This window comes from Rhizobium sp. CCGE531, from assembly GCF_003627795.1.
Lineage (GTDB): Bacteria > Pseudomonadota > Alphaproteobacteria > Rhizobiales > Rhizobiaceae > Rhizobium.
The window spans coordinates 2,393,686-2,417,488 of sequence record NZ_CP032684.1 but is presented as its reverse complement, the minus strand read 5'-3'; the positions used below and the strand labels follow the sequence as shown (position 1 = coordinate 2,417,488).

Sequence of the window (23,803 nt, the reverse complement as noted above, 5' to 3'; positions counted from 1 at the left end):
TATCGGACGCCGCCCTTTTTTGACTTATGCCAGCGAGGCGATGTCGATGACGAAGCGGTAGCGGACGTCGCTCTTCAGAACGCGCTCATAGGCTTCGTTGATGTCCTGAATGCTGATCTTCTCGATCTCGGAGACGATGTTGTGCTCGCCGCAGAAGTCGAGCATTTCCTGGGTTTCCTTGATCGAGCCGATCATGGAGCCGGAGAGGCTGCGACGGCCCGGGATCAGCGAGAAGGCATGGACCGGAACGGCATGTTCGGGAACGCCGAGCAACACCATGCTGCCATCGTATTTCAGGAGGTTCAGGTAGGCATTCCAGTCGATGGCGGTGCCGACCGTATTGAGGATAAGATCGAAGCTGCCGGCGAGCTTGGTGAAGGTCTCGGCATCGCTGGTGGCATAGTAGTGGTCAGCGCCGAGCTTGAAGCCGTCTTCCTTCTTCGACAGCGTCTGGCTGAGAACCGTCACATCGGCGCCCATCGCATGGGCCAGCTTGACGCCCATATGGCCGAGGCCGCCCATGCCGACGATCGCGACCTTCTTGCCGGGGCCGGCCTTCCAATGACGCAGCGGCGAATAAAGCGTGATGCCGGCGCAAAGCAGCGGCGCGCCCGAATCCAGCGGAATATTGTCGGGGAAGGAGAGGACGTAGCCTTCCTTGACGACGATCGAGTCGGAATAGCCGCCGAAAGTCGGCGTCTCGCCATCGGCTTCGACGTCGTTGTAGGTCTGGACCAGACCCGGCATGTAGTGCTCGTAATCCAGGTCGCGCGTGGCGCAGGTCGTGCAGGAATTGACGAAGCAGCCGACGCCGACGCGGTCGCCGACCTTAAACTTCGTTACCTTGGAGCCGACCGCAGTGACGATGCCGGCAACTTCGTGGCCCGGTACCATCGGGTACTTGGAGAAGCCCCATTCATTGCGGGCCTGATGGATATCGGAATGGCAGACGCCGCAATATTTCACGGAGATGGCGACATCGTCGTCATTCGGTTCGCGGCGTTCGAAGGTGAAGGGAACGAGCGGTTTGGACGCGTCGGTGGCTGCATAACCCTTTGCGATAGGCATGGGAGGTTCCTTGATCTTGGGACGGGTTGGGAGTTGAATTGAGACGCTGGACTATGCATCGGGATCGGACAGCAGCGTTAGAGCGATCCTGCAAGCTTTATGTACGATCCTGCGAATCTAATTTTTCCGGCGGCTCTTTTGCGAGCGGAAGATGTCACCTAGATAAGCGTCGACACGCTCTCAAAAACAATCGGTTGCGCATGACACTGCCTTTCAACCCCAATCAGGAGATCGCCTCCATCGTTGCCCGTTTCGCCACGGGGGATGGAGAACATCGCACGCCGATAGAGGGTCTCAACCTGTATCGCCAATCGGCCGTGACCGTGTGGCAGCATGGGGCATTTCGACCCTCCTATGCTGTCGTCGTTCAGGGGCGGAAGAGCCTGACGGTCGGCGCCGATACGTACCATTACGGTGTCGGCGAATATATTCTGACCGCCCTCGACCTGCCTGTGTCGACACAGGTCACCAACGTCCGCAATGAAACGCCCTATCTTTGCTTCTCCATGGCGCTCGACAGCGAACGGCTGAATGAGTTGCTGTCGCGCGTCAATATTCCGCGCGAGGCGATGACGGCGGAGCCCATGCGCGGGCTTGCGATCAATGCGGCATCGCCCGAATTGCTCGATGCTTCGTTACGGCTGCTCAGATTGCTGGATAGGCCCGAGGATATTCCTGCCATGGCGCCATTGATCGAGCAGGAGATCCTTTATCGCCTGCTGACCAGTCCGAACGGCCCTCGGCTGCTGCAGGTCGCGATGGCGGAGAGCCAGAGCAACAGGGTGGCACGCGCCGTTGCTTGGATACGCGGCAACTTTACCCAACCGCTGCGCATCGAGGATCTGGCCGAACGCATCGGCATGAGCGTCTCCTCGCTGCACCATCATTTCAAGGCGGTAACGGCGATGTCGCCCATGCAATATCAGAAACAGCTCCGGCTCCATGAAGCGCGGCGGCTGATGATCGTCGAACAACTCGACGTCGGCTCGGCCGGCCACCGCGTCGGCTATCAGAGCCCTTCGCAGTTCAGCCGCGAATATAGTCGTCTCTATGGCCTGCCGCCGCTGAAGGATGTCGAGGCCATGCGCAACAATGCGGTGGCGGCCGAATAAGCGATGTTTCCGATCCGTCGTTCGCGTTCAGCTCACTCGATCAACTGATCGGGGCGTTGCAGTTGCCGCCGTTCCAAGTGTAGCTGGGAAGGGAACCATGCGGTCCCCAAAGACCCTCGAAGCGCGTGTAGCTGGGATCGAACCGGATCGACAGCGCTCCGGTTCCATATTTGTCGAACCATATCAACACCCGTTTTGTACCGGGGGCCGCTCCGATTTCCGACAAAGCACCGATCGTCGTCGTTCCATCGTCGTCGAAACGGTACGTCCCCGAGATGTGTCCTTCCATGTCGACCTGCAGCGATGTCTCGACGTCCACCAATGATCCGTTTGAAAGAAGTTTGCCGCAATAGTGTCCGGCCGGTCCGGCGAGCGGCTTTGCTTCCGAGAGACTTGATGCCGACACGGGAAGCAGGCCGATTGCCAGACAGACCCCAACGGTACCGGCAAGCATCCGCCGCCTGCCTTTGACGGAGCGACGCCTAATTGCGGTCCAGAAGAGCAGCGTTTCGGGAAGATACATGGATGCGGTTCTCATTCAGGCGATGCTGACCAAGAGGCAGGTCGGCCGGCAAGATCTATCTATCGCGAGTTCGCTCTGACAAGCACTCTCTTTTTGGCGCGGTGCAGCAACGAATTCCGCTTGACGGGCGCCTTGTCGTCCTGCATAAAGCGCCACGAACCGTACCGTACGGTACGCATTTGGGAGTGGCCATCGTGCTGAGCGAAGCAGGACAGTCGAGCGAGTTTTCGCCGCGCCAGAACGCCGTTCTGGAACAGGCGCTGCGTCTGCTCGTCGACGGCGGCGAGAAGGCGCTGACGACCTCGGGCGTCGCGCGCGCTGCCAATTGCTCCAAGGAAAGTCTTTACAAGTGGTTCGGCGACCGCGACGGCCTGCTCTCGGCGATGATCACCTATCAGGCGAGCAAGGTGCGCACCTTCGAGCGTAACGGCGAGCGGCTGAATGCGGCGAGCCTGCATGATCATCTCGTGATCTTCGCCCGCGATCTGCTGGAAGTGCTGGCCGGCGACGTTTCCCTTGCCTTGAACCGCCTAGCGGTCGGCCAGTCGAACCGCGACGGCTCCAAGCTCGGCAAGCTGCTGCTGGAGCGCGGGCGCCGGCAGATCGACCGCCGCGCTATCGGTCTCATCGAGGCCGGCAAGCGCGTGGGGTTGCTGCGCTTTGTCGATGCCGACGAGGCATATCACACGCTTTACGGGCTCATAGTCTCCGATCTGCATGTGCGCATGCTGCTCGGCGAGCCCGGTTTGAAGGATACGAGCCGTCAGGCGGAGAAGGCGGTCACCGCTTTTCTCCGGCTTTACGGCACGGAAAAGGTATTAGCGGAAGCAGCAGCGACCGTCTGACAATTTAAAATCTGTACCCAGACAAGCAAAGGGAAGGACAAACAATGCGCGTCTATTACGATCGTGATGCCGATCTCAACCTCATCAAGTCGAAGAAGGTCGCCGTCATCGGCTACGGTTCCCAGGGCCGCGCCCATGCGCTCAACCTGAAGGACAGCGGCGCACAGAACGTTGCGATCGCGCTCAAGGCCGGCTCGCCCACGATCAAGAAGGCCGAAGCCGACGGCTTCAAGGTCATGACCGTTGCCGAAGCCGCCGGCTGGGCCGACCTGATGATGATGGCGACCCCGGACGAACTGCAGGCCGACATCTACAAGGCCGACATCGCTCCGAACATCCGTGACGGCGCTGCGATTGCCTTCGCACATGGCCTCAACGTTCACTTCGGCCTCATCGAGCCGAAGGCTTCGGTCGACGTCGTCATGATCGCTCCGAAGGGCCCGGGCCACACGGTTCGCGGCGAATACCAGAAGGGCGGCGGCGTTCCCTGCCTCGTTGCCGTTCATCAGAACGCCTCGGGCAATGCGCTTGAACTCGCTCTCTCCTACGCCTGCGGCGTCGGCGGCGGCCGTTCCGGCATCATCGAAACCAACTTCCGCGAAGAGTGCGAAACTGACCTCTTCGGCGAACAGGTCGTTCTTTGCGGCGGTCTCGTCGAACTCATCCGCGCCGGCTTCGAAACGCTGGTCGAAGCTGGCTACGCGCCGGAAATGGCTTATTTCGAGTGCCTGCACGAAGTGAAGCTGATCGTCGACCTGATCTATGAAGGCGGCATCGCCAACATGAACTATTCGATCTCCAACACCGCTGAATGGGGCGAATATGTCTCCGGCCCGCGCATCATCACGGCTGAAACCAAAGCTGAGATGAAGCGCGTCCTGAAGGACATCCAGACCGGCAAGTTCACCTCGGACTGGATGCAGGAATACCGTTCGGGCGCTGCCCGCTTCAAGGGTATCCGCCGCCTGAACGACAGCCACCAGATTGAAGAAGTCGGCGCCAAGCTGCGCGGCATGATGCCCTGGATCGGCAAGAACAAGCTGGTCGACAAGAGCGTCAACTAAGCGTCTTTGGGTCTATACCACAATGAAAAGGGCCGGGGAGGGAGACTTCCCCGGCCCTGAACGTTTCAGGACATGTTTACGGCTCATGTGGCCGATCGAATGCCTTTCCTGGCTCTCATCCGCAGCCATCTTGTCGGTTTGCCATCGTAGCCGCCGCCATCGGTTTCGTTGAGCGAAATGTCCTTCCAGCCGGTCGAGATGAGCAGATCGCTAAGCCAGTCGGCCGAGAGGTAGTTGTAATATCGGCCGAAGCTGTCGTACCCCTCGGTTTCCCCTGCTTTGAAACTGGCGTGAAATAGGCCGTCGTCCTTTAGGGCTTTGTGGATGCGGTTGAAAATCCCTGGAAGATCTGGTCGCAGCACATGCAGCAAGGATGCTTCGGCCCAAATACCGTCGTAGAGCTGGTCGTCCTCCAACTCTTCGAACCTGCGAACGATCACCGGCTTGCCGATCAACTTTTCGGCCTGCTTGGCCATTTCCGGTGAACCATCCGTGGGCGTGACGTTGAAGCCCTGCGAAATCATGTAGGCTGCGTCCTGACCACCGCCACAGCCCAGTTCGAGAATCGATGCGCCGGCGGGGAGGGTATTCAGGAAGGCATCGAGCCGACGTTGCGGCAGGCTGCGATCGCGCACGGCATAGACGGCTGCGCTGTGATCGTAGAAGGAGGAAGTGGGGTCGTCTTTTGCCATAGGTGTTCCAATTCGATCATCAACATAAGTATCGGATCGGGATCGCTGTCTCGCAAGTTTGATCTTGAATTGCCTGCAAAGGATAACTAGTCTTTAAACTAGTCAGATGGAGGATGCCATGCGCCAATGGCCTGTTCAGGATGCCAAAGCGAAATTCAGCGAAATGCTTGATGCCTCATTGGAGGAAGGACCGCAGCTCGTTTCAAAGAGGGGCGAACCTAAAGCTGTGCTTGTTTCCGTGTCCGAGTGGGAAGCGCTGAACAAGCGGGCCAAGCCGTCCGCCAAGGACGTGCTTCTCGCGCCGGAGCCAAGATTCGAACTCGATATCCCGTCTCGCAAGGAATGGGTCTGGCGGGACGTCAATCTGAGTGAGGATTGATACTTGTATTTGCTTGATACGAATGTGGTATCGGAATTGCGCAGGGTAAAGCCCCATGGTGCGGTACTGGCCTGGATAAATAGTGTCAGGAGTGACGACCTTGCGATTTCGGCCATCACGATCGGCGAGATCCAGCGCGGTATCGAGTTGACTGGAGAAACCGATCCGCAAAAGGCAAAGGAACTCGCACGCTGGTTGGATGATTTGCAGCGCGGGATTCGAGTCATTCCCCTGGATGCTGACTGCATGATTCGATGGGCGCAATTCATGCATCGCAAATCGCCGACGCTGATTGCTGATGCGATGATAGCGGCGACCGCATCTGTCCATAATCTAACGATCGTTACGCGCGATATCGTCGATTTTTCGGTCTTTCCCGTCATTGTTCTCAACCCCTTCGACTACAAATCGGCTTGAGAATGTCACCGTCACAAACAAAATAGGTCAGTATTATTGACTTATCTTTTGTTGCGTGATCTTGTGGCATAAAGACCAAAAATTACGAGGAAGCCCCATGTTGAATTGGGAAAATATCTTTGCGACGCGTTCGAGCCGTATGCGCGCCTCCGAAATCCGCGAGCTGCTGAAGCTGCTGGAGCGGCCGGATATCATCTCTTTCGCCGGCGGTATTCCCGATCCCGCATTGTTCCCGGATGCCGAATTCAAGCAAGCCTATGCCGACATTTTTTCCGGCCCGACGGTGAATGCAGCGCTGCAATATTCGGTCAGCGAGGGCTACAAGCCGCTGCGCGAATGGCTTGTCGGCCAGATGGGCGCGCTCGGCATTCCCTGCGAGCTCGAAAACGTCTTCATCGTCTCCGGTTCGCAGCAGGGTCTCGATTATCTCGGCAAGCTCTTCCTATCGCCGAAGGATACGGCACTCGTCACTGCGCCGACCTATCTCGGTGCGCTGCAGGCCTTCAACGCCTATGAGCCGACCTATGACCAGCTGACGCCGAACGGCAACCGCACGCCGGATTCCTATCGCGCCGCGGCTGCGCAGGCTGGCGGCAGGGTGAAGTTTGCCTATCTCTCGGCCGATTTCGCCAATCCGACGGGTGAGACGGTCGATCTGGCCGGCCGCGAGAAGCTGCTCGATCTTGCCGAAGAACTCGATATCGCCGTCATCGAGGACGCCGCCTATCAGTCGCTGCGTTACGATGGCGAGCCGGTCGCGCCGATTCTCGCACTGGAAATCGCCCGCAAGGGCGATATCAACGATACGCGGACGATCTATTGCGGCAGCTTTTCCAAGACGCTGGCGCCTGGCCTTCGTGTCGGCTTCGTCGTCGCCAATGCGCCCGTCATCCGCAAGCTCGTGCTTATGAAGCAGGCGGCCGACCTGCATTCCTCGACCATCAACCAGATCGCCATCCACCAGGTCGCCGAGCGCGGTTTCGATGCGCAGGTCGCCAAGGTCCGCAAGACCTACAGCCACCGCCGCGACTGCATGCTGGCGGCGCTTGCGAAATATATGCCTGACGGGACGAGCTGGACGAAGCCGCAAGGCGGCATGTTCGTCTGGGTCACCCTGCCGAAGGGCATGGATGGCGCCAAGCTGCTTGCACGGTCGCTGGAAACGGCGAAGGTTGCCTTCGTGCCGGGCCAGGCCTTCTTCGCCGATGGCAGCGGAGCGAATACCTTCCGCGTCAGCTTCTCCTGCGCCAATGCCGAGATGATCGAGGAAGGCATCTCGCGGCTTGGCAAGTTGATATCAGGCGAGATCGGGGCGATGGCTGCTTAGTTTTTTCCTTCTCCCCTCGGGGAGAAGGTGGCCCGAAGGGTCGGATGAGGGGGCTGCCCGATTTGAATGCGGGGATTTTCGTACTCTTGGCACCCCGTCATCCGGCCTCTCGCGATTTCGTTTCACTCAATCGCTCCAGTCCACCTTCTCTCCGGGGAGAGAAGGCGTTTGTTCCCTTTCATTTCTCCAAATGCGGGCTGATCAGCGCCAGATCGGCCTCGCTTAAGCGGTCGTTGGCGGTATTGCGCTGGTGCCAATAGGGATACATCAGCGGCTGCAGGCTGACGTCATCGAGGCGCTTGCGCTCCTCGTCCGTCAGCTTCAGCTCGGCGCTGGCGAGATTGTCCTTGAACTGGGCCTTGGTGCGGCCGCCGATGATGACCGAGGTCACGCCCTTGCGGCCGATGAGCCACGCAAGCGCCACTTGAGCGGCCGAAATACCGCGGCCGTCTGCGATTTCCACCAGCGTATCGACGATATTCCACAGGCGGTTTTCATCGCGGATCGGCGGCTCGGTCCAGCCGGCGAACTGGCGCGTGCCCTCCGGCGTCGCCTGGTTGCGGCGATGCTTGCCTGACAGCAGGCCGCCGGCAATCGGGCTCCAGACGAGGATGCCGAGGCCCTGATCGATGCTGATCGGAACCAGCTCGTTTTCCGCATCGCGGGCTTCCAGCGTGTAGTGGATCTGCTGGCTGACGAAACGTTCGCGCCTGTCGCGCTCGCTGACGCCGAGTGCCTTCATGATGTGCCAGCCGGAAAAGTTCGAGCAGCCGATGTAGCGGACCTTGCCCTGGCGAACCAAGGTGTCGAGCGCTTCCATCGTCTCTTCCAGCGGCGTTTGTCCGTCCCATTGATGCAGCTGATAGAGATCGATCACGTCGGTCTTCATGCGCTTCAGGCTTGCCTCGCAGGCCTCGATGAGATGTTGGCGGGATGAGCCAGCATCGTTGACGCCGGAACCCATCGGGAAGCGCGCTTTCGTGGCGATGAGCACGCCGTTCTTGCGCGGGCCGCCGATGATCTCGCCGAGAATTTCCTCCGATGCGCCTTGCGAGTAGACGTCGGCCGTATCGAGCAGGTTGACGCCGGCATCGATGCACATGTCGACAAGCTTCTTCGCATCCTTGATGCCGAGATCGCCAACGGTTTTTGCCCAGCCGACTCCGCCGAACGTCATGGTGCCCATGGTGATGGCGGAAACTTTGAGGCCGGAGCGGCCAAGCAGGCGATATTCCATAAATACGTCCTCCTAAATCCCATCTGAAATTCGTGCGTCAGGAAATAGCGCGGGAGGCAGACGGTCAAGGTCTAATCATCATACCAAAGGCATCTTGTTCAAATTCAACTGTCACAATCATGTTAAGCCCTACGTCTAGACAACGCTCTTACAACCTAGCCGAGGACGTTTCATGAAGACCTTTGTTTCCGCCTTTGCCGGCCTGTTGGCCATCGCTCTTTTCTCCGGTACCGCAAATGCTGCCGACCTCGTCCTCTACACCAGCCAGCCGAATGCCGATGCGCAGGCGACCGTCGATGGCTTCATGGCTGCCAATCCCGGCATCAAGGTCGATTGGGTTCGCGACGGCACGCCGCAGATCATCGCCAAGCTGCAGGCTGAGATGCAGGCCCGCGCTCCCGTCGCCGACGTTCTGCTGATCGCCGATATGGTGACGCTGGAGCGGTTGAAGGAAGCCGGCAAGCTGCTGGCCTACAAGTCGCCGGAAGCCGCAAATTACGATCCGTCGCTTTATGACGCCGGCGGTTATTATTACTCCACCAAGCTGATCACGACCGGCATCGTCTACAACACGGCCGCCGCGATGAAGCCGGCGAGCTGGCAGGATCTGGTGGAGCCGGAAGCCAAGGGCCTCGTTGCCATGCCGAGCCCGCTTGCTTCAGGTGCTGCTCTCATCCACGCGCAGACGCTCGCCGGCGTCAGCAGCCTCGGCTGGGACTACTACAAGAACCTCGCCGAAAATGGCGCGATCGCTTCCGGCGGCAACGGCGCCGTGCTCAAGTCCGTCGCCTCCGGCGAGAAGGCCTATGGCATGATCGTCGACTACATGCCGATCCGCGAAAAGGCGAAGGGCGCTCCGCTGGAATTCGTCTTCCCGAAGGAAGGCGTTTCTGCAGTCACCGAGCCGGTCGGCATTCTCGCAGGCACTCAACACGCCGATGCCGCCAGGAAGTTCGTCGATTACGTCCTCTCCGAAAAGGGCCAGGAAGGCTTCCTGAAGCTCGGCTACATCCCGGCCCGCAACGGCACGCCGCTGCCGGAAGGTTTCCCGGCGCGTGACAGCATCAAGGTTTTGCCGTTGAATGCAGCCGATGCTCTCAAGAATACGGATCAGGACCTGAAGATCTTCTCCACCTACTTCAAGTCGAAGTAATCCGACCCGGATTTGGAATGTACGGATATGTGCGTAGAGGAAACAGCCAGCCGGCCTGGCTGTTTCCTTTTGTTGTTGCCGTCGTGCTTTTGCTCAGCGTCCTGCCGCTGGCGCGGCTGGCGCTTGCCGGCATCGAGGCGCTGCTGAGGGGCGGCACCTATGAACTCATCACCGATCCGGCGCTCTGGCGCTCGGCCTGGTACACGATCGAGACGGCCGTGCTCGGCACCATCGTTTCCGTGGTCCTCGGCTGCCTCTTCGCATTCCTGCTGACATTGACGGATCTTTCGGGCAGGGGGCTGCTCGGCTTCCTTTTCGTATTGCCGATGATGATCCCGCCGCAGGTGACGGCGCTTGCCTGGGTGCAGATGTCCGGGCCATCGAGCCCCTTGCTCAAGGCGCTGCACATCGCGCCGCCGCTCGGCTCGCCACAGCCGCTCTATTCGGTCGGCGGCATTGCGCTGCTTTATGGCGTCCAGCATGCGCCGCTGGTCTATCTCGCCCTGCGCGCCGGCCTGATGGCGCTGCCGCGCGATGGCGTGGAAGCCGCGAGGCTCTCCGGTGCCTCCGGCCTGCGCGTCTTCCGCGATATCATCCTGCCCTTATCTCTACCCGGCATCATCGCCGGAGCGGCGATCGCCTTCGTCTCGTCCATCGGCAATTTCGGTATTCCCGCGATCCTCGGCATTCCTGCCTCGATCTATACGCTCTCGACCCTGATCTTCACGAAGTTCTCCAGCTTCGGCCCACGCACCTTCGGCGATATCGCCGTGCTGTCGACGATGATCGCCGTCATTGCGGTTGCGGGGCTTGCCGTGCAGGGCAGGGCCTTGAAGGGGCGTGATTATCGCGTGATCGGCATTTCCGGCGCGACGGCTGCCTTTTCGCTTGGCCGCTGGCGCTATCTTGCGCTCCCGGTGCTCTGTACCATCCTGTTCGTCATGCTCGTCGCGCCCTTCCTGGCGCTGGTCGCCGGCGCGCTGGTGCCGGCCTATGGCGTGCCGCTCACTTTCAAGACGGCATCGCTGAACGCCTTCACGGAAATCCTGTTTCGGCAAAGCATAACGCGCATCGCCTTTTCCAATTCGCTTTTCCTCGCCAGCATGACGGCGCTCGGTCTCCTGCTGGTGACAGTGCTTGCGGCCTATGCGCTGACGCGGCGCAAGGACATGCTGAGCCGCATCGTCGGCGGCATGATCGAGATCCCTTATTCGCTTCCGGGCATCATCATCGCCGTCTGCTTCATTCTGGTGTTCGCGGCGCCGCTGCCGATCCTCAACGTCACGCTTTACGGGACGATCTGGATCATCCTGCTCGCCTATTTCTCCGCCTATTTCGCCGTCAGCCTGAAGCCGGTCATGAGCGCCTTCCTGCAGCTCGATCCGGCGCTGGAAGAGGCGGCGCGGCTTTCCGGTGCGGGATTCTTCCGCCGCCTTGCCGATATCATCGTGCCGCTGATCGCGCCGGCTGCCGGCGCCTCGGTGATCCTGGTCTTTCTGATCGCCTGCAACGAGTTGACCGTTTCCGCATTGCTTTGGTCGGCCGGCACGCAGACGCTCGGCGTCGTCATCTACAATCTCGACGATGGCGGCAGCGCCGATCTTGCCTCGGCCATGTCGGTCATCGTCATTGCCATGGTCGTCATCATGATGGTGCTTCTGGAAATCATGGCCAAGCGCCTGCCGAAGGGAGTGGTGCCTTGGCGAAGCTGATCCTCAATCACCTCAGCAAGGATTTCGGCACGGGCGGGCGCGCTGCCGTCAACGCCTTGTCGCTCGATGTTCGCGAGGGTGGTTTCCTGGCGCTGCTCGGCCCCTCCGGCTGCGGCAAGACGACCGTGCTTCGAATGATAGCCGGCTTCGAACAGCCGACGGATGGCTCCATTCATCTCGGCGAGCGGCTGCTCGCGGATGCGGCCAGCATGCTGCCGCCGGAGCGGCGCAACATGGCGATGGTGTTCCAATCCTATGCGCTGTGGCCGCATATGAACGTCGCCGGCAATGTCGGCTATCCGCTGAAGGTGCGCGGCATCTCCGGCGAGCGTTATCGCGAGAAGGTGCGCGAGGCGCTGGCGACGGTGCGCCTCGGTGATTATGCGGAACGCCGGCCCGCCGATCTCTCCGGCGGTCAGCGGCAGCGGGTGGCGCTTGCTCGCTGCCTGGTGACATCGCCCGATGTCGTGCTGCTCGACGAGCCGCTCGCCAATCTCGACCGTCACCTGAAAAAGGAGATGGAGGAGACATTTCGCGAATTTCACCAGCGCTCCGGCGCCACCATGGTCTATGTCACGCATGACCAGAGCGAGGCCATGGCACTTGCGACCGATGTTGCCGTCATGTCCGAGGGGCGGCTCCTGCAGGTGGCGCCGCCGGCGGAGATCTATGCACGCCCCGAAGGCAAGATGGTCGGCGGCCTTGTCGGGCAGGGTGCCATCCTGTCGCTGGCTTTTCCCGATAGCGGTCCGCGCCGCATCGACTGGTCGTCCTTCCAAGGCCTTTGGGAGAGCCGGGCGGGCGGCCTCGCGAGTGCGGATATTCTCGTCCGACCCGAGGATGTGGTTGCCGACGCGGAGGGCATATCCTGCCGGGTCGATTCCGTTCTCTATGAGGGCGAGCGTTATGCGATGAGGCTGTCGATGCCGGATGGGCAGGTTCTGCGTGCCTATAGCCGCGAGGCGGTGAAGGCGGGCGATCTCTATCCCGTCGCCATTCGCTCGGCCTGGCAGCTTTGATCGTGTGGGGGACAAGATGGTTGTTCCCCGCCGCCTCCTATGCTTGATTTGCTCGAGGTTACGGATGGGAGTCGCGCATGTCCGATCATAGCTTTCCGATTTTCGATCTCGGCACCTTCGAGGCGGCCAGTCACGACGAGAAAAAGCGGCTAGGTGCTGAGGTGGACCGGATATGCCGCTCGACCGGCTTTCTGGCGATTGCCAATCACGGTGTCACCGACGCTGTTATCGCTGGGATATGGGAGAAGACGCAGGTCTTCTTCGATCTGCCGGCCGAGGTGAAGCAGCGCGCCAGGACGCTCTATGCCGGCTATCCCTACGGCTATCTCGGGCCTGGTACGGAAGCGCTGGCGAAATCGCGCAATGTCGATACGCCGCCGGACCTGAAGGAAAGCTTCAACGGAGGTCCGCTTTCCGTCCCCGCTGATATGAGCGATCCGGAAGCGCTCGGCTTCTGTTATGCCGCCACCATCTGGCCGGAAGGCCCCGAAGGGTTCGTGGAGGCGTGGAAGGCCTATTACGGGGCGATGGAGGATCTCGCGGCGCGCATCATGCGCGTATTTGCCACCGCGCTCGGTCTCGCCGAGCACTTCTTCGATCCCTATGTGGATGCGCCGGTCAGCGCGCTGAGGGCGCTGAATTATCCCGAGCAGCTCGTGCCGCCACAGCCGGGCCAGCTTCGTGCCGGCGCGCATACCGATTACGGCAGCCTGACGATCCTCTTGCCGCAGCCGGGCTCGAAGGGGCTTGAGATTGTCGCTCCGGACGGCCACTGGACGCCGGTGCCGCCAGTTAAGGGTGCTTTCGTCATCAACATCGGCGACCTGATGGCGCTCTGGACCAATGATCGCTGGGTTTCCACCGTGCATCGCGTCGTCAATCCGCCGCCGGAAGAAGGTGGCATGCAGCGCCGGCAATCCCTGGCCTTTTTCCATCAGCCGAACTGGTTTGCCGAGATCGCCTGCCTGCCTTCGTGCCTGAAAACAGGCGAAGAGCCGAAATACGCTCCTGTTCTGTCCGGCCCGTATCTGATGGGCAAATTCAAATCGACCGTGACCGCGAAGGCCGGGTGATATCGGTTTCATGAACCGGCTCACCCACTTCTTCATCAATTGGAATGCTTCATGTCCCTGCGCCTTGCGACATTCAATGTCGAAAACCTTCTGACCCGCTTCGATTACACCGGCTTTCGCAATCAGCTGCGCCAGGATCGCGTGCTGCAGCTCTTCGATGTCCGCAACGAGGAGGTCTACCAACAACTCGAAGCCGCGCGCGTGATCGCCGCGACCGACGACACCAGGCAGATGACGGCGCTTGCGATCGCAGACGCCGATGCAGACATCATCTGTCTGCAGGAGGTCGACAACATGGCTGCGCTGCAGGCATTCGAATATGGCTACCTCTACCGCATGGTCGGCAACGGCTATCGCCAGAAGTTCCTGATCGAGGGCAATGACAGCCGCGGCATCGATGTCGCCGTCATGATGCGTGAGGAAACGCGCGACGGCCAGCCGATCGTCCTCAACGACATCAAAAGTCACGCCATGGTGACTTATGGCGAATTCGGCCTTTTCAACGACGAGCTGGCGGAACTCGGCCTTCATTCGGAAGACAAGATCTTCAAGCGCGACTGTCTGGAGCTGCATCTCCATATCGGCGGCGTGCCGTTTTCCCTCTATGTGGTGCATCTCAAATCGATGGGGCCGGCGCGTGAAGGGGTGGACGGGCGTCATGCGACCATGCCGATCCGCCGGGCCGAAACCTTGGCGGTTCGCCGCATCATCGAGAACCGGTTCGGCGCCGGTCATACGGCGACGAAGAATTTCGCCATCTGCGGCGACATGAACGACTATCAGGAGTGGGTCGATGTCATCGGCACGCGCCACACGGGCTATCGCTTCGAGCCGCGCAATGAAGAGAAGGGCAGCGCGCTCGATGTCTTCAGCCAGGACGGCTTCGTCGAAAACGTCATGCAGCGGCGGGACGAGCTCGACCGCTGGACGCTCTACCACGCGCGCGGGCCGCAAGAGCAGCGGCTTTGCCAGCTCGACTATATCTGGCTTTCTCCAGCTCTGGCGCGGGTCAATGCAACGCAGGCCCCGGATGTCGTACGCTCGGGCCAGCCTTTCCGCACCATATTTCCACCGGGGCAGGAGGTGGAGCGCTATCCGCGCGTCGGCTGGGACAGGCCGAAGGCCTCCGATCATTGCCCCGTCGTCATGACATTGGATTTGATATGACCCTTTCAGAACAGAACGACATGGCCGGCTGGCCGCCGGAAGGCACCATATTCCCGATCTCCAGCATCGACCTTGCCGTGTTTCCCGGCGAACATCCGTTTCACCTGCGCGAGCAGGAGGCGGCGCGGGAAAACTGGGCAAGGGAAATTGCCGCCAATCCATCGCTCTATGACGGTCGCATGGTCTTCCAGCATCGGCTGTCGATCATCGGCGGCGCGGTGAAGGGCGAAGCCTATATTGTACCGTTCTCGACGTTTCTCTGGTGGCGAAAGCAGAGGCAGCCGGGAGGCTTTCATCTTTTTGCCTTTGCGGTCACCGTATCATCCGACGGAGCGATCATCGCGATCCGCATGGCGCCGCACACCTCCAATCCCGGCCAGGTCTATTGCGCCGCCGGGTCGATGGATGAAAATGACGTTGTCGACGGGCGCGGCGATGTCGAAGGCAATATGCGGCGCGAGGTGTTGGAGGAGACTGGCCTCGACCTGAACGATGCCACCGCCGACCCAGGATATTACGCAATGCATATAAAGCGTTCGGTCACGCTTCTCCGCGTCTTCCGTTTTCCCTGGACGGCCGAGGACATGCTTCGGCGGATCGAGGCGCATATGCTCGTTTCCGAAGAGGATGAAGTCGATGGTGTGGTCGCTATTCGATCGGCCGACCCGGCGGCGCATCCCTACAATATTGCGATGCTGCCCATTCTCGCCTGGTACTTCGGCAGCGGCAAATAGCTTGGGCTTGCGCTGGGGTCGCTTGCCGGTATGAATAATTGAATCGGAAGTACGGATGGAGGCCGGATTGACGCGCAGCTATAGTGTCTATGATGTGTTCACCGACAGCAAGCTGGCGGGCAATCCGCTCGCAATCATCTTCGATGCCGAGGACCTGAGCGACGAGGCGATGCAGGCGATTGCCAGGGAGCTGAACCTTTCCGAGACGGTGTTCGTGCTGCCGCCGCAAAATCCGGCCCATACGGCAAGCTTGCGCATATTCACGCCAGGCCGGGAACTGCCTTTTGCCGGGCACCCGACCGTCGGCACTGCGATCGCTCTGGCGGAGAAGGCCCATGCCAGCCATGGCGGCGATCTCGATCTCGTTTGCGTTCTCGACGAACGCGTCGGGCCGGTGCGCTGCGCCATCAAGCTGCGGCAGAACAAGGCGAGCTTTGCCGAGTTCGACCTGCCGAAGAAATCGCAACAGATCCTGTTGCCGCTCGACAAGGCCGACATCGCCAACGCGCTCAGCCTGAACATCACTGAGGTTGGTTTCGAGAACCATGTTCCTTCCATCTGGAGCGCCGGAGTGCCGTTTCTCCTGGTGCCGGTGCACGACGTCGGTGTCGCCGAGCGGATGGAATTCGATTCGCAGCTTTGGGAAAAGACGGTCCCCTTCGTCGATGGCGCGCTGGCCTCGGCCTTCATCTATTGCCGCGGCGGGGTCAACCATGTGGCGAAGTTTCACGCACGCGTCTTTCCAATCGGCATGGGCATTGTGGAGGACCCGGCAACGGGGTCGGCGGTCGCGGCGATGTCCGGCGCCATCAATCAGTTCGATGCCCTCCCGGACGGGCATCATCCTTTCATCATCGAGCAGGGCATAGAGATGGGGCGGCCGTCTCTGATTCACCTCCATGTCGACGTCGACGGTGGCCTGATCGCCAATGCCCGCATCGGCGGCCAGGCTGTGCGCGTTGCGTCCGGAATCCTTGAGCTTTGATTTTGCGGGGTTTTTCGCGGCTTCTGAAATTTTTTTGACAAATAATCAAAGAAAATTCGTCTGGCCGCTGGACAATCAAACCGATCCTATTTATATGCCCGATCACGCCGCCAGCAAGCGGTGCGGGTGATTAGCTCAGTTGGTAGAGCAGCTGACTCTTAATCAGCGGGTCGTAGGTTCGAGCCCTACATCACCCACCATTTATCCTTATTTGGATGCATGCATTTATTTCTATTGCCAGTTTGATCGGAACATTTCTGGTCTTTCAAATGCAGATGCGAAGTCGTTCAAAGCGGGTGCAAGAAGGCCGTTGAGAAATGCTGTCATCCCTGGAATGGGATATCTGCGTCGAGCTCTCAACCCTAAGCATACCATACCATTGTCGCTAGCCGGCATCCTTCACGGTCACGAGTTTGCCGGATCGCGAACCGTGATGCGGTCTTCGATGGTTGCGTTCCCATCATGCTACTTCCGTTTCGGCTCTCCAACCTGAGTCGGAAATCCGCCGCCATGCTGGCCGCCCAGCAGTGTCTCTAACTCAATAAGCTTCTTCATATCGCGCTCTATAATGCGGTCGGTGATCTCCTCCATCGGCGCGCCGCTCCTTTGAGCCCATATTTTTTCATTGCCGCGTTTCATCATCGTGACGCTTTCCCTAAGAGCAGCACGCTCCTTGTTCAGCCATTCGATATATTGTTCGATCATCTCGCCCTCCCTTGTTGATCAGCGGATCCGACAATGCGCCTGTTGGCTTGGAATGGTAGTTTTAGCTGCTCGCGCGGCGCTTTGATTTTGGTTTCAACTTCCCGACTCTGCCAACAAGAGCGCTACTCGACGACTGGTGCTCATTTCGGCGCGAAGCTTTGGATATTCGCTTTCAAGTATGCGAATGTCGGCTCGATCCAATCTGCCCCCGGAACCTTGGCAACAATAGATGCGAAGCCAAGTCCAATGGCGCCAACGGCAACCCAAACAATACTTCTCGCAATCATTTTTCGCCCTTCGTCGACAGCGGTTTTGGCCAATGCGTTTCTAGTTAGCAAAGACCAGATATTTTCCAACGTTCGAACAAGCGAGAGAACATCACGTCTATCGGGCTCACTCTCTTCCTGCACCCAATCAACTGCTTGGACCAACGCTTGCGGCACCTCATCGGATGCGTGGCCGCTTCGTTCCAACTGCTGCGCGAGCAGAAGCGCGTCGGTCATCAACTCTGCGATTGCAGTTCTGTCTAGGTTTGCGGCAGTAGCATTGTCGGAGAATTCGCGCCATTCAGGAAACTGCGCCAGTACATGGGAAACTCCCTCTACATAAGCTCTCAACTGCTCGAATTGACCTTGAGAAAGTTCATCTACATAGCCCCTCAGTACGCGAGCAGCAGTCTGGTTAGAAAGGCCTGCTTGAACGATATTGGAGTGCGAGATCAATCGTGCCTGAATACGAGCGAACGCGTTCTTTAAGCGAGGTGCTGCATTTGATTGTTGCAAGTCTTCGTTGACCTCCGCCCCTTGGCTTATGATCTCCTCAAGGGCGGCCAACGCAATTTCTGCTTGTTTCGCGCCCGTTTGAAATGGCTCGTCGGCGACTACTATTCTTTGGTTGTCGTTGTCGAAGGCGAAACGAAACGCTGCCGGCTTTTGAGCAGGCAGAAGATCTCGCACATCGTCCGCAGTGAGCTTCAAACCGATCAGAATGCCACTCGTCAAACGCGCCAGAAAATCCGTATCCTCAAGTAAGCCTTCGCGCGCCAATCTGTTCTGATATTGCGGGTTTAGAAGACGAAAATTCAAGTCAGGAGCAGCTGCAGAATTTCTAATTTTATCTATAGTTTCCCGCAAATCACTAATAGCAGTCGGCTCCAGAACGTCGACTTTGGACCGACAATGGCGTGCCTTGATTCTTAGCTCCCGCAGAAGCTGAAGGATGTCGTGAACCGTAGGAGAAGCATTCGGCGCGAGCGCTTTTTCCATGCGCTCGACTCGCAGCTCCATTGAATCAAGCAGATTTAATATCCTGGCGCGATCCATTTGCTCAACCATATTGACGTCACAGCATAGCTGATGACGCGTCTAATAGACACGGCTGAATCTTGATGGACGACTATGCCCACAAATATCTTGAGCGGAACAACAGCACCTAGGCTAGGTATGCAAAACGCCTCCTAATCGTCCACCATCTCCTGCGATCTTCAGTAATCGCAAGGAGAGAAACTTAGCCAAGATTTACGCTGATTGACGACAATGAATTGGAACTGTTTCCAATTCATTTTTGGTCTCGCATTTCAAACGCGACCGGCTCGATCGCTGCTCCAACGCCCTTCCATCAGCCTCGTCGCGCCCTCCGCCAAACTGCGCAAACGTAACGCATGACGCGAGGCAAAGCTTCAAACGCGACGCCGCATCGTTGCCACTGTGATCGGCCAGCCTTTGTTTGATGGGGTTGTCGGATCAGTTCGAGAGCTTGCCTAGCAGAAGGCCGGCAAAGACGCCCAGAAGCGCCGTCGCGATCAAGATGGAGCTTGTAGCCGTCGGATTTTCCCTTGCAGCCTGCGCCACGTTTCGGCCTTCTGACCGAGCATGATCCGCGATGCTTGCAACCTTCGCTTTCGATGAATAAAGGGCCTCGTCCGCGCGATCCGAAGCTGCATCGATCCTCTTTATCAGGACGGTCGAGAGCTTGTTGATCTGTTTGCGGAGTTCATCGATCTGAGCGTTGATATCCTTGTCCAGCGAGACGTCGGCCATGGTGTTCTCCTGAATAGCGCAAGCCTTTAGGAACGACCCGCAGCTCGCTTTGGTTCCCGTCGCCGTGGATTGGTCTTGGAAACTTCAAGCATCGCCCTGTGGCAAAGCGCCCCGTCGGCCAATCGGAGCAGGTCTTGCCAAGGGTTCAGCGGAGATGCAGCAGGAACATCGTTGGCGCGGTTATGGACATCGTGAAGAGGAATAGGGAAAGCCCGTATTTCAGCCTTCGCATCCGGCGCGTTTTGATGCCGTCCCAATCATAGCCCATAAGTATATCCTCGTTGCTCGATGTCTTATCGATGCAAGGAAATATCCCAGGAATTGTTTGCGCGAAGCTTGTGGAATAATTCTCTCGTTTCAACGAGCGAAGAGCGTCGAATTATACAATCCAGTGCTGCATATCTACTGTTGGATTTGCGAGTACAGTGACGCAACTTTATTTCGGGATCGGAAGGACTTTGTATGCGGGCAGCAGCATCAGAGATACCGGCCAGGCGCGCGCGATCTCGGCCGTGATGATTGGACAATTCGGCGGAAAGAAGCCCGCCAGGCGGCGGCTCGTCTGCATCAAAAGTGATATCGCTGCTATGGCCAATCGTCGCGCGCCAGTTGGTCTAGCGCCGCTGTGGCGGGCTTTGGGCGTGCCGGCTCACGCGCATCACATCGACCATGTCGGGCACGGTGCCTGACGGCAATGGCTATCGCCTTCAACAGCCTGCATTCAATGCTTTTTGTGCCCGCCTTCCATGACGCTGAACACAAAGATGACGGCCAGAATCAGCACAAGCGTATAGTCGAAGGCAGTGAACAGACGGAGCAGTTCCATGATGTTTCTCCTCCCACAGAGAATACGAACCAGAACAACCGCTAGTATGTTCTGCCGAGCGCCGCATGCCAAGTTTTTTACATCCTGCGATGCAAAAACAATGTTGTGCGAGGCACAAATAACCGCTTGTTTGCAAAGGCATATCAGCACGCTGTTGACTGCGTTTGGCTGCAGAGGGGAAGTGGGTTCCCGCCGCAATCGTATTGTCAACAAATTTTATAGAGTATACCATTGTCCCGAATGAAATTGCGATTGCTCGACGCGCGAAAGAACCCGCATGCTGAGCGATCTTGAGGGAGTTGGCTATTGACCCTTGGCTCTGACCACCAGGCGCGTGATCTGCCTGTTATCGTCATTGTCGGCGGCGGCGTTTCGGGAACGGCGGTTGCCTTCCATCTGCTGCAGCGACAGTCGTTGCAGCCCGGCCGGCTCTTCATCTTCGAGCCGCGGGAACGTTTAGGAGCAGGGCTCGCCTACGATACGCAAGATGCCGCCCACCGCATCAATGTGCCGGCCGCCAAGATGAGTCTGCTGCCCGACGATATCGAGCATTTTCAAGGCTGGCTGCAGGAGAAGGATGCGCTTGCCGACGACGAGGCGGCGGTTGCCGCCAATGGCAATCTCTTTCCACGGCGCTCTGTCTTCGGCAATTATATCAATAGCATGATCCATCCCTTCATCGAGGATGGGCGGGTTATCCATGTCAGGCAAAGCGTGGAGCGCATCGAGAGGGCAGGCCTCCGCTGGACGGTCACCGGTGCGGCGGGACAGCGCGTGGATGCGGATATTCTTGTCATCGCCACCAGCCATCCGTCGCCTTTGCCGCCGCAGGTGCTACAGGATGCGCTTGCCGAACACCCGCGCTTCGTTCCGGATCCGACGCAGCCGCATGCGCTTGCGGCTATCCGCGCCGGGGATCGCGTCCTGGTCGTCGGCAACGGCTTGACCTCGGCCGATGTCATCGCTTCACTCGAACTCAGAGGTCATACGGGACCGGTCACCGCCATATCGCGACGTGGCCTGCGCTCGCGTGGCCATGCGGCGGTGAAGCAGGAGCCATTCGGCGATTTCGCCAGTGCGCCGTCGAAGACCGCGCTTGATCTCCTGCGCCGCCTGCGGGCCGCCATCCGCAAGGCGGAGAGCGAAGGGCGCAGCTGGCATGCCGTCATCGATCAGGTGAGGGGGCAGGGCCGGCATGTATGGCAAGCGCTGCCGATCGCGGAGCGGCGCCGTCTCGTCAGGCATTTGAGGCCGTTCTGGGATGTGCATCGTTTTCGCGTCGCGCCGCAGGTGGAGGCGGCCAGCGATCGGGCGATCGAAAGCGGCAGGCTCGAGGTGCTGGCGGCTTCGGTCGCGGCTGTTGACGTTGCCAATGGTGTCATCGCCTGCAGACTGCGGCTCCGTCGGTCCGAGCGGCATGTCGAGAGGCAATTCGATGCAGTCGTTGTCACCACCGGTCCGGGGCATCGCGGCATTCTGCAATCACAAGGCTGGATCGAGGAACTGTCGAAAGCCGGGTATCTGGCAATGGATCCCGCACGGCTGGGATTTGCCTGCGATACGCAATCGCGGGCGCTTACCGCCGATGGAACGGTGGTGCCGTCCCTGTTTATTTCCGGGCCGCTCGCGCGCGGTACTTTCGGCGAACTCATGGGATTGCCCGAAGTGGTCGAGCATGCCGTGCTTGTCGCCGAACAGGTCGCTGGCGCGATCAACGACCACAGGCATGGGAAAAGGAAGGCGTATTTGGACAGTAGCGCCGCCTAAATCCAAGAAAAGCCGCAAATTCGTTGCTTAGGCGATACAATTGCCTAAATTTACTCATATAAACTATACAATTTGTGAGTTACTATCTTGCTCGTCAGGACGTGCGGGGTTACTTCCGCAATCCGTGATGACAGGATGGACCGGGTGAGTCTCTTTTGGGCGGCCAAGCCGGGTTTCAACAATCGACCTTGCAGTAAAGCGGACGGCGATGCTTACGAAAAAAGGAAAATACGGACTGAAGGCGTTGGTGGATCTCGCACGCCTCGGTCCAGGCGAAACCGCATTCATCAACGATATCGCGTTGCGCAACAATATCCCGAAGAAGTTTCTCGATACCATCCTGCTCGAATTGCGCAATGCCGGCGTATTGCGCTCGAAGAAGGGGCCGGGTGGCGGCTATTCTCTGTCGCGTCCGGCGTCGGAAATCCGCATCGGTCATGTCATCCGCACCCTGGACGGCCCGTTGGCGCCGATCCGCTGCGCCAGCCGTACGGCCTACGAAGCCTGCGACGACTGTTCCGATCCGGAGCGCTGTCAGGTGCGGCGCTCCATGACGGAGGTGCGTGACGCCATTGCCGAGATTCTCGACAACATGTCGCTGGAACAGTTCGTTGCCGGCGGCGCGGATGTTGAGCTCCCGGAACGGGAAGACCACCGCGCCTCGCAGATCGGCTGACCTCTTCGGCGCTCCCTGCGTTTTTCAGAGCAGCGAGTTTCTGGATGGCTTTATGCCGTTGAGATGATAGTTGCCGACGATATTATGGGTTCGGCGCGCTGGATCATACAGCGTGTGGATGCGGGCATTGCGCCAGTGGCGATCGAGATTGAGCCCGATGCGCGCCGACGTCGTGCCGGCAAGATCGAACAACGTGTTGGATGCTTCCATGGCGATATCAGCCGTAATCGCCTGGGCCGCCGCAACGGAGAGCGCGGCATCGATGACGTGATCCTCGGTGAGATTGATCTGGGCGGCGTCGATCTTGCTGCCGGCTCGCTCCACGATCGCCGTCGCTGCTTCGATCCGAATGGCAATTTCGCCGATCCTCGTCACCAGCAACGGATCGTCCACGGCGCGCCTGGAGCCGTTATCCGCCGACGGCTGAGGATTGGTCCGCACGAACTCTATGGTCGCCGCCAGAGCGGATCGAGCGATGCCGAGATTGATGCCGGCATGGGTGAGCTGGTTCACGCAATCGATCACCGTGGGCTCAGTCAGCTTCTCATGCTCCAGGAGCACGGCCTCGGCGCTGAGATAGACATTATGCAGTATGGTCGTGCCGTTTCCGGAGGTCCGCTGACCAAAACCGTCCCAGTCGTCGATGATCTGAATACCCTCGGTATTTCTCGGCACGATCGCCGCCACCAGACCCTTTCGGTTGTCCGGGACGAATAGGGCGATCCAGTCTGAAAACAGAATGCTGGCGGAAGGCAAGCTCCGGCCGTTGAGGCGAAAGCCGAGCCCATCCTGTGCCAGATGCAGGGCATCCTGATCCGTCCCGCCGGTCTCGGGTCGGGAAAAGACGCCGCCGAAGCGATCGCCGATCATGGCCCGGTCGAAGTGGGATGCCCGTTGTTCCTCGCCGCCGGCGATTCTGACCGCCTCCAGCACATGAAAATGCGTCTGCAGTATCTGCGCGATGGAAGGATCGGCCTCCGCCAGGATGGCAATGACCTCGGCAAGAACGCAGTTTGAAATATCGATGCCGCCATGCTCCGAAGGCACTGAAATGCCAAGCAGGCCCGACTGGGACAGGGCTTCGATCTCGTCATAGGGCAGGATGCGGTTGATATCTCGATCGCTTGCTTGCTGCGCGAAACCAGCCGCGAGCGAGCGTGCGATGTCGAGCGCTTCCTCTTCGCTTTGAATGCGATGCGCGGGTGGTTTGACGCGTTCGTGCAACTGCGAAACAGTTCCCATTCACCACTCCTCGGCTAGCGCCAGGTCAGTCTTTCAGGCGC

The 23,803-nt window shown here is 59.2% G+C and carries 24 protein-coding genes and 1 tRNA gene; 17 read left to right on the top strand and 8 right to left on the bottom strand.

What is annotated here, in order from left to right:
* Positions 1-24: 24 nt before the first annotated feature.
* Positions 25-1,068 carry an NAD(P)-dependent alcohol dehydrogenase gene (locus tag CCGE531_RS11775; protein ID WP_120664322.1) on the bottom strand — a complete coding sequence of 348 codons (1,044 nt, stop codon included), beginning with the start codon at positions 1,066-1,068 and terminating at the stop codon, positions 25-27.
* 200 nt (positions 1,069-1,268) lie between these two features.
* Here CCGE531_RS11775 and CCGE531_RS11770 point away from each other — a divergent pair, with 200 nt between their 5' ends.
* The gene (locus CCGE531_RS11770) at positions 1,269-2,180 is read left to right on the top strand and encodes an AraC family transcriptional regulator (protein ID WP_120664321.1); all 912 of its coding nucleotides are present in this window, start codon (positions 1,269-1,271) and stop codon (positions 2,178-2,180) included.
* 40 nt (positions 2,181-2,220) lie between these two features.
* Here CCGE531_RS11770 and CCGE531_RS11765 read toward each other — a convergent pair whose 3' ends face one another.
* Positions 2,221-2,703 carry a hypothetical protein gene (locus tag CCGE531_RS11765; protein ID WP_205586437.1) on the bottom strand — a complete coding sequence of 161 codons (483 nt, stop codon included), beginning with the start codon at positions 2,701-2,703 and terminating at the stop codon, positions 2,221-2,223.
* 194 nt (positions 2,704-2,897) lie between these two features.
* Between CCGE531_RS11765 and CCGE531_RS11760 the strand changes: the two genes are divergently transcribed.
* Together CCGE531_RS11760 and ilvC are read left to right on the top strand one after the other, a co-directional pair.
* Positions 2,898-3,548: a TetR/AcrR family transcriptional regulator gene (locus CCGE531_RS11760; RefSeq protein WP_120666750.1), complete on the top strand. Its 651-nt coding sequence runs from the start codon at positions 2,898-2,900 to the stop codon at positions 3,546-3,548.
* Between the two features lie 44 nt (positions 3,549-3,592).
* Entirely contained in the window at positions 3,593-4,612 is a 1,020-nt protein-coding gene (gene ilvC, locus CCGE531_RS11755; RefSeq protein WP_120664320.1) for a ketol-acid reductoisomerase, read from the top strand.
* A gap of 83 nt (positions 4,613-4,695) precedes the next feature.
* On the opposite strand, the gene CCGE531_RS11750 is transcribed toward ilvC, so the two are convergent.
* Complete coding sequence (locus tag CCGE531_RS11750; RefSeq protein ID WP_120664319.1) at positions 4,696-5,304, bottom strand: class I SAM-dependent methyltransferase; 609 nt, start codon at positions 5,302-5,304, stop codon at positions 4,696-4,698.
* A 118-nt stretch (positions 5,305-5,422) separates the two neighbouring features.
* Between CCGE531_RS11750 and CCGE531_RS11745 the strand changes: the two genes are divergently transcribed.
* The 3 genes from CCGE531_RS11745 (at position 5,423) to CCGE531_RS11735 (ending at position 7,427) form a co-directional block, all read left to right on the top strand.
* The gene (locus tag CCGE531_RS11745) at positions 5,423-5,683 is read left to right on the top strand and encodes a type II toxin-antitoxin system Phd/YefM family antitoxin (RefSeq protein ID WP_120666748.1); all 261 of its coding nucleotides are present in this window, start codon (positions 5,423-5,425) and stop codon (positions 5,681-5,683) included.
* Positions 5,684-5,686: 3 nt separating this feature from the next.
* Positions 5,687-6,100, top strand: coding sequence for a type II toxin-antitoxin system VapC family toxin (locus CCGE531_RS11740; protein ID WP_120664318.1), 414 nt, complete (start codon positions 5,687-5,689; stop codon positions 6,098-6,100).
* Between the two features lie 97 nt (positions 6,101-6,197).
* On the top strand, positions 6,198-7,427 hold the full coding sequence (locus CCGE531_RS11735) for a PLP-dependent aminotransferase family protein (protein WP_120664317.1): 1,230 nt from the start codon (positions 6,198-6,200) through the stop codon (positions 7,425-7,427).
* A 178-nt stretch (positions 7,428-7,605) separates the two neighbouring features.
* On the opposite strand, the gene CCGE531_RS11730 is transcribed toward CCGE531_RS11735, so the two are convergent.
* Positions 7,606-8,664, bottom strand: a complete 1,059-nt coding sequence (locus tag CCGE531_RS11730; protein WP_120664316.1) for an aldo/keto reductase — start codon at positions 8,662-8,664, stop codon at positions 7,606-7,608.
* 172 nt (positions 8,665-8,836) lie between these two features.
* On the opposite strand from CCGE531_RS11730, the gene CCGE531_RS11725 reads away from it, so the two are divergent.
* From CCGE531_RS11725 to CCGE531_RS11690, 8 genes are all read left to right on the top strand, one after another.
* Positions 8,837-9,817 (top strand): ABC transporter substrate-binding protein, encoded by a 981-nt coding sequence (locus CCGE531_RS11725; RefSeq protein ID WP_120664315.1) that lies wholly within the window; start codon positions 8,837-8,839, stop codon positions 9,815-9,817.
* 17 nt (positions 9,818-9,834) lie between these two features.
* A complete protein-coding gene (locus CCGE531_RS11720; RefSeq protein WP_120664314.1) occupies positions 9,835-11,529 on the top strand; it encodes an iron ABC transporter permease in 1,695 nt (564 codons plus the stop codon).
* Positions 11,517-12,548, top strand: coding sequence for an ABC transporter ATP-binding protein (locus CCGE531_RS11715; protein ID WP_120664313.1), 1,032 nt, complete (start codon positions 11,517-11,519; stop codon positions 12,546-12,548). The genes CCGE531_RS11720 and CCGE531_RS11715 overlap by 13 nt, the downstream gene beginning before the upstream one ends.
* Before the next feature lie 77 nt (positions 12,549-12,625).
* Positions 12,626-13,621, top strand: coding sequence for a 2OG-Fe(II) oxygenase family protein (locus CCGE531_RS11710; RefSeq protein ID WP_120664312.1), 996 nt, complete (start codon positions 12,626-12,628; stop codon positions 13,619-13,621).
* Positions 13,622-13,672: 51 nt separating this feature from the next.
* The gene (locus tag CCGE531_RS11705) at positions 13,673-14,788 is read left to right on the top strand and encodes an endonuclease/exonuclease/phosphatase family protein (RefSeq protein ID WP_120664311.1); all 1,116 of its coding nucleotides are present in this window, start codon (positions 13,673-13,675) and stop codon (positions 14,786-14,788) included.
* Positions 14,785-15,522: an NUDIX hydrolase gene (locus CCGE531_RS11700; RefSeq protein ID WP_120664310.1), complete on the top strand. Its 738-nt coding sequence runs from the start codon at positions 14,785-14,787 to the stop codon at positions 15,520-15,522. Before CCGE531_RS11705 ends, CCGE531_RS11700 begins: the two co-directional genes overlap by 4 nt.
* A 67-nt stretch (positions 15,523-15,589) precedes the next feature.
* Positions 15,590-16,507, top strand: coding sequence for a PhzF family phenazine biosynthesis protein (locus tag CCGE531_RS11695; protein WP_162943895.1), 918 nt, complete (start codon positions 15,590-15,592; stop codon positions 16,505-16,507).
* Positions 16,508-16,631: 124 nt separating this feature from the next.
* Positions 16,632-16,707 (top strand) — tRNA-Lys (locus CCGE531_RS11690).
* A gap of 265 nt (positions 16,708-16,972) precedes the next feature.
* On the opposite strand, the gene CCGE531_RS11685 is transcribed toward CCGE531_RS11690, so the two are convergent.
* From CCGE531_RS11685 to CCGE531_RS11675, 3 genes are all read right to left on the bottom strand, one after another.
* Positions 16,973-17,212 carry a hypothetical protein gene (locus CCGE531_RS11685; RefSeq protein ID WP_120664308.1) on the bottom strand — a complete coding sequence of 80 codons (240 nt, stop codon included), beginning with the start codon at positions 17,210-17,212 and terminating at the stop codon, positions 16,973-16,975.
* Between the two features lie 140 nt (positions 17,213-17,352).
* Positions 17,353-18,546, bottom strand: coding sequence for a hypothetical protein (locus CCGE531_RS11680; protein WP_162943894.1), 1,194 nt, complete (start codon positions 18,544-18,546; stop codon positions 17,353-17,355).
* Between the two features lie 408 nt (positions 18,547-18,954).
* A complete protein-coding gene (locus CCGE531_RS11675) occupies positions 18,955-19,251 on the bottom strand; it encodes a hypothetical protein (RefSeq protein WP_120664306.1) in 297 nt (98 codons plus the stop codon).
* Between the two features lie 425 nt (positions 19,252-19,676).
* Here CCGE531_RS11675 and CCGE531_RS34235 point away from each other — a divergent pair, with 425 nt between their 5' ends.
* The 3 genes from CCGE531_RS34235 to CCGE531_RS11665 all read left to right on the top strand — a co-directional run bounded on the left by CCGE531_RS34235 (position 19,677) and on the right by CCGE531_RS11665 (position 22,520).
* On the top strand, positions 19,677-19,940 hold the full coding sequence (locus CCGE531_RS34235; RefSeq protein ID WP_162943893.1) for a hypothetical protein: 264 nt from the start codon (positions 19,677-19,679) through the stop codon (positions 19,938-19,940).
* A 443-nt stretch (positions 19,941-20,383) separates the two neighbouring features.
* Positions 20,384-21,844 (top strand): FAD/NAD(P)-binding protein, encoded by a 1,461-nt coding sequence (locus CCGE531_RS11670; RefSeq protein WP_120664305.1) that lies wholly within the window; start codon positions 20,384-20,386, stop codon positions 21,842-21,844.
* A gap of 208 nt (positions 21,845-22,052) precedes the next feature.
* Positions 22,053-22,520, top strand: a complete 468-nt coding sequence (locus CCGE531_RS11665) for an Rrf2 family transcriptional regulator (RefSeq protein ID WP_120664304.1) — start codon at positions 22,053-22,055, stop codon at positions 22,518-22,520.
* Positions 22,521-22,544: 24 nt separating this feature from the next.
* Here the strand turns inward: CCGE531_RS11665 and CCGE531_RS11660 are convergent, their stop codons facing one another.
* Entirely contained in the window at positions 22,545-23,762 is a 1,218-nt protein-coding gene (locus CCGE531_RS11660) for an SfnB family sulfur acquisition oxidoreductase (protein WP_120664303.1), read from the bottom strand.
* Positions 23,763-23,803: the final 41 nt, after the last annotated feature.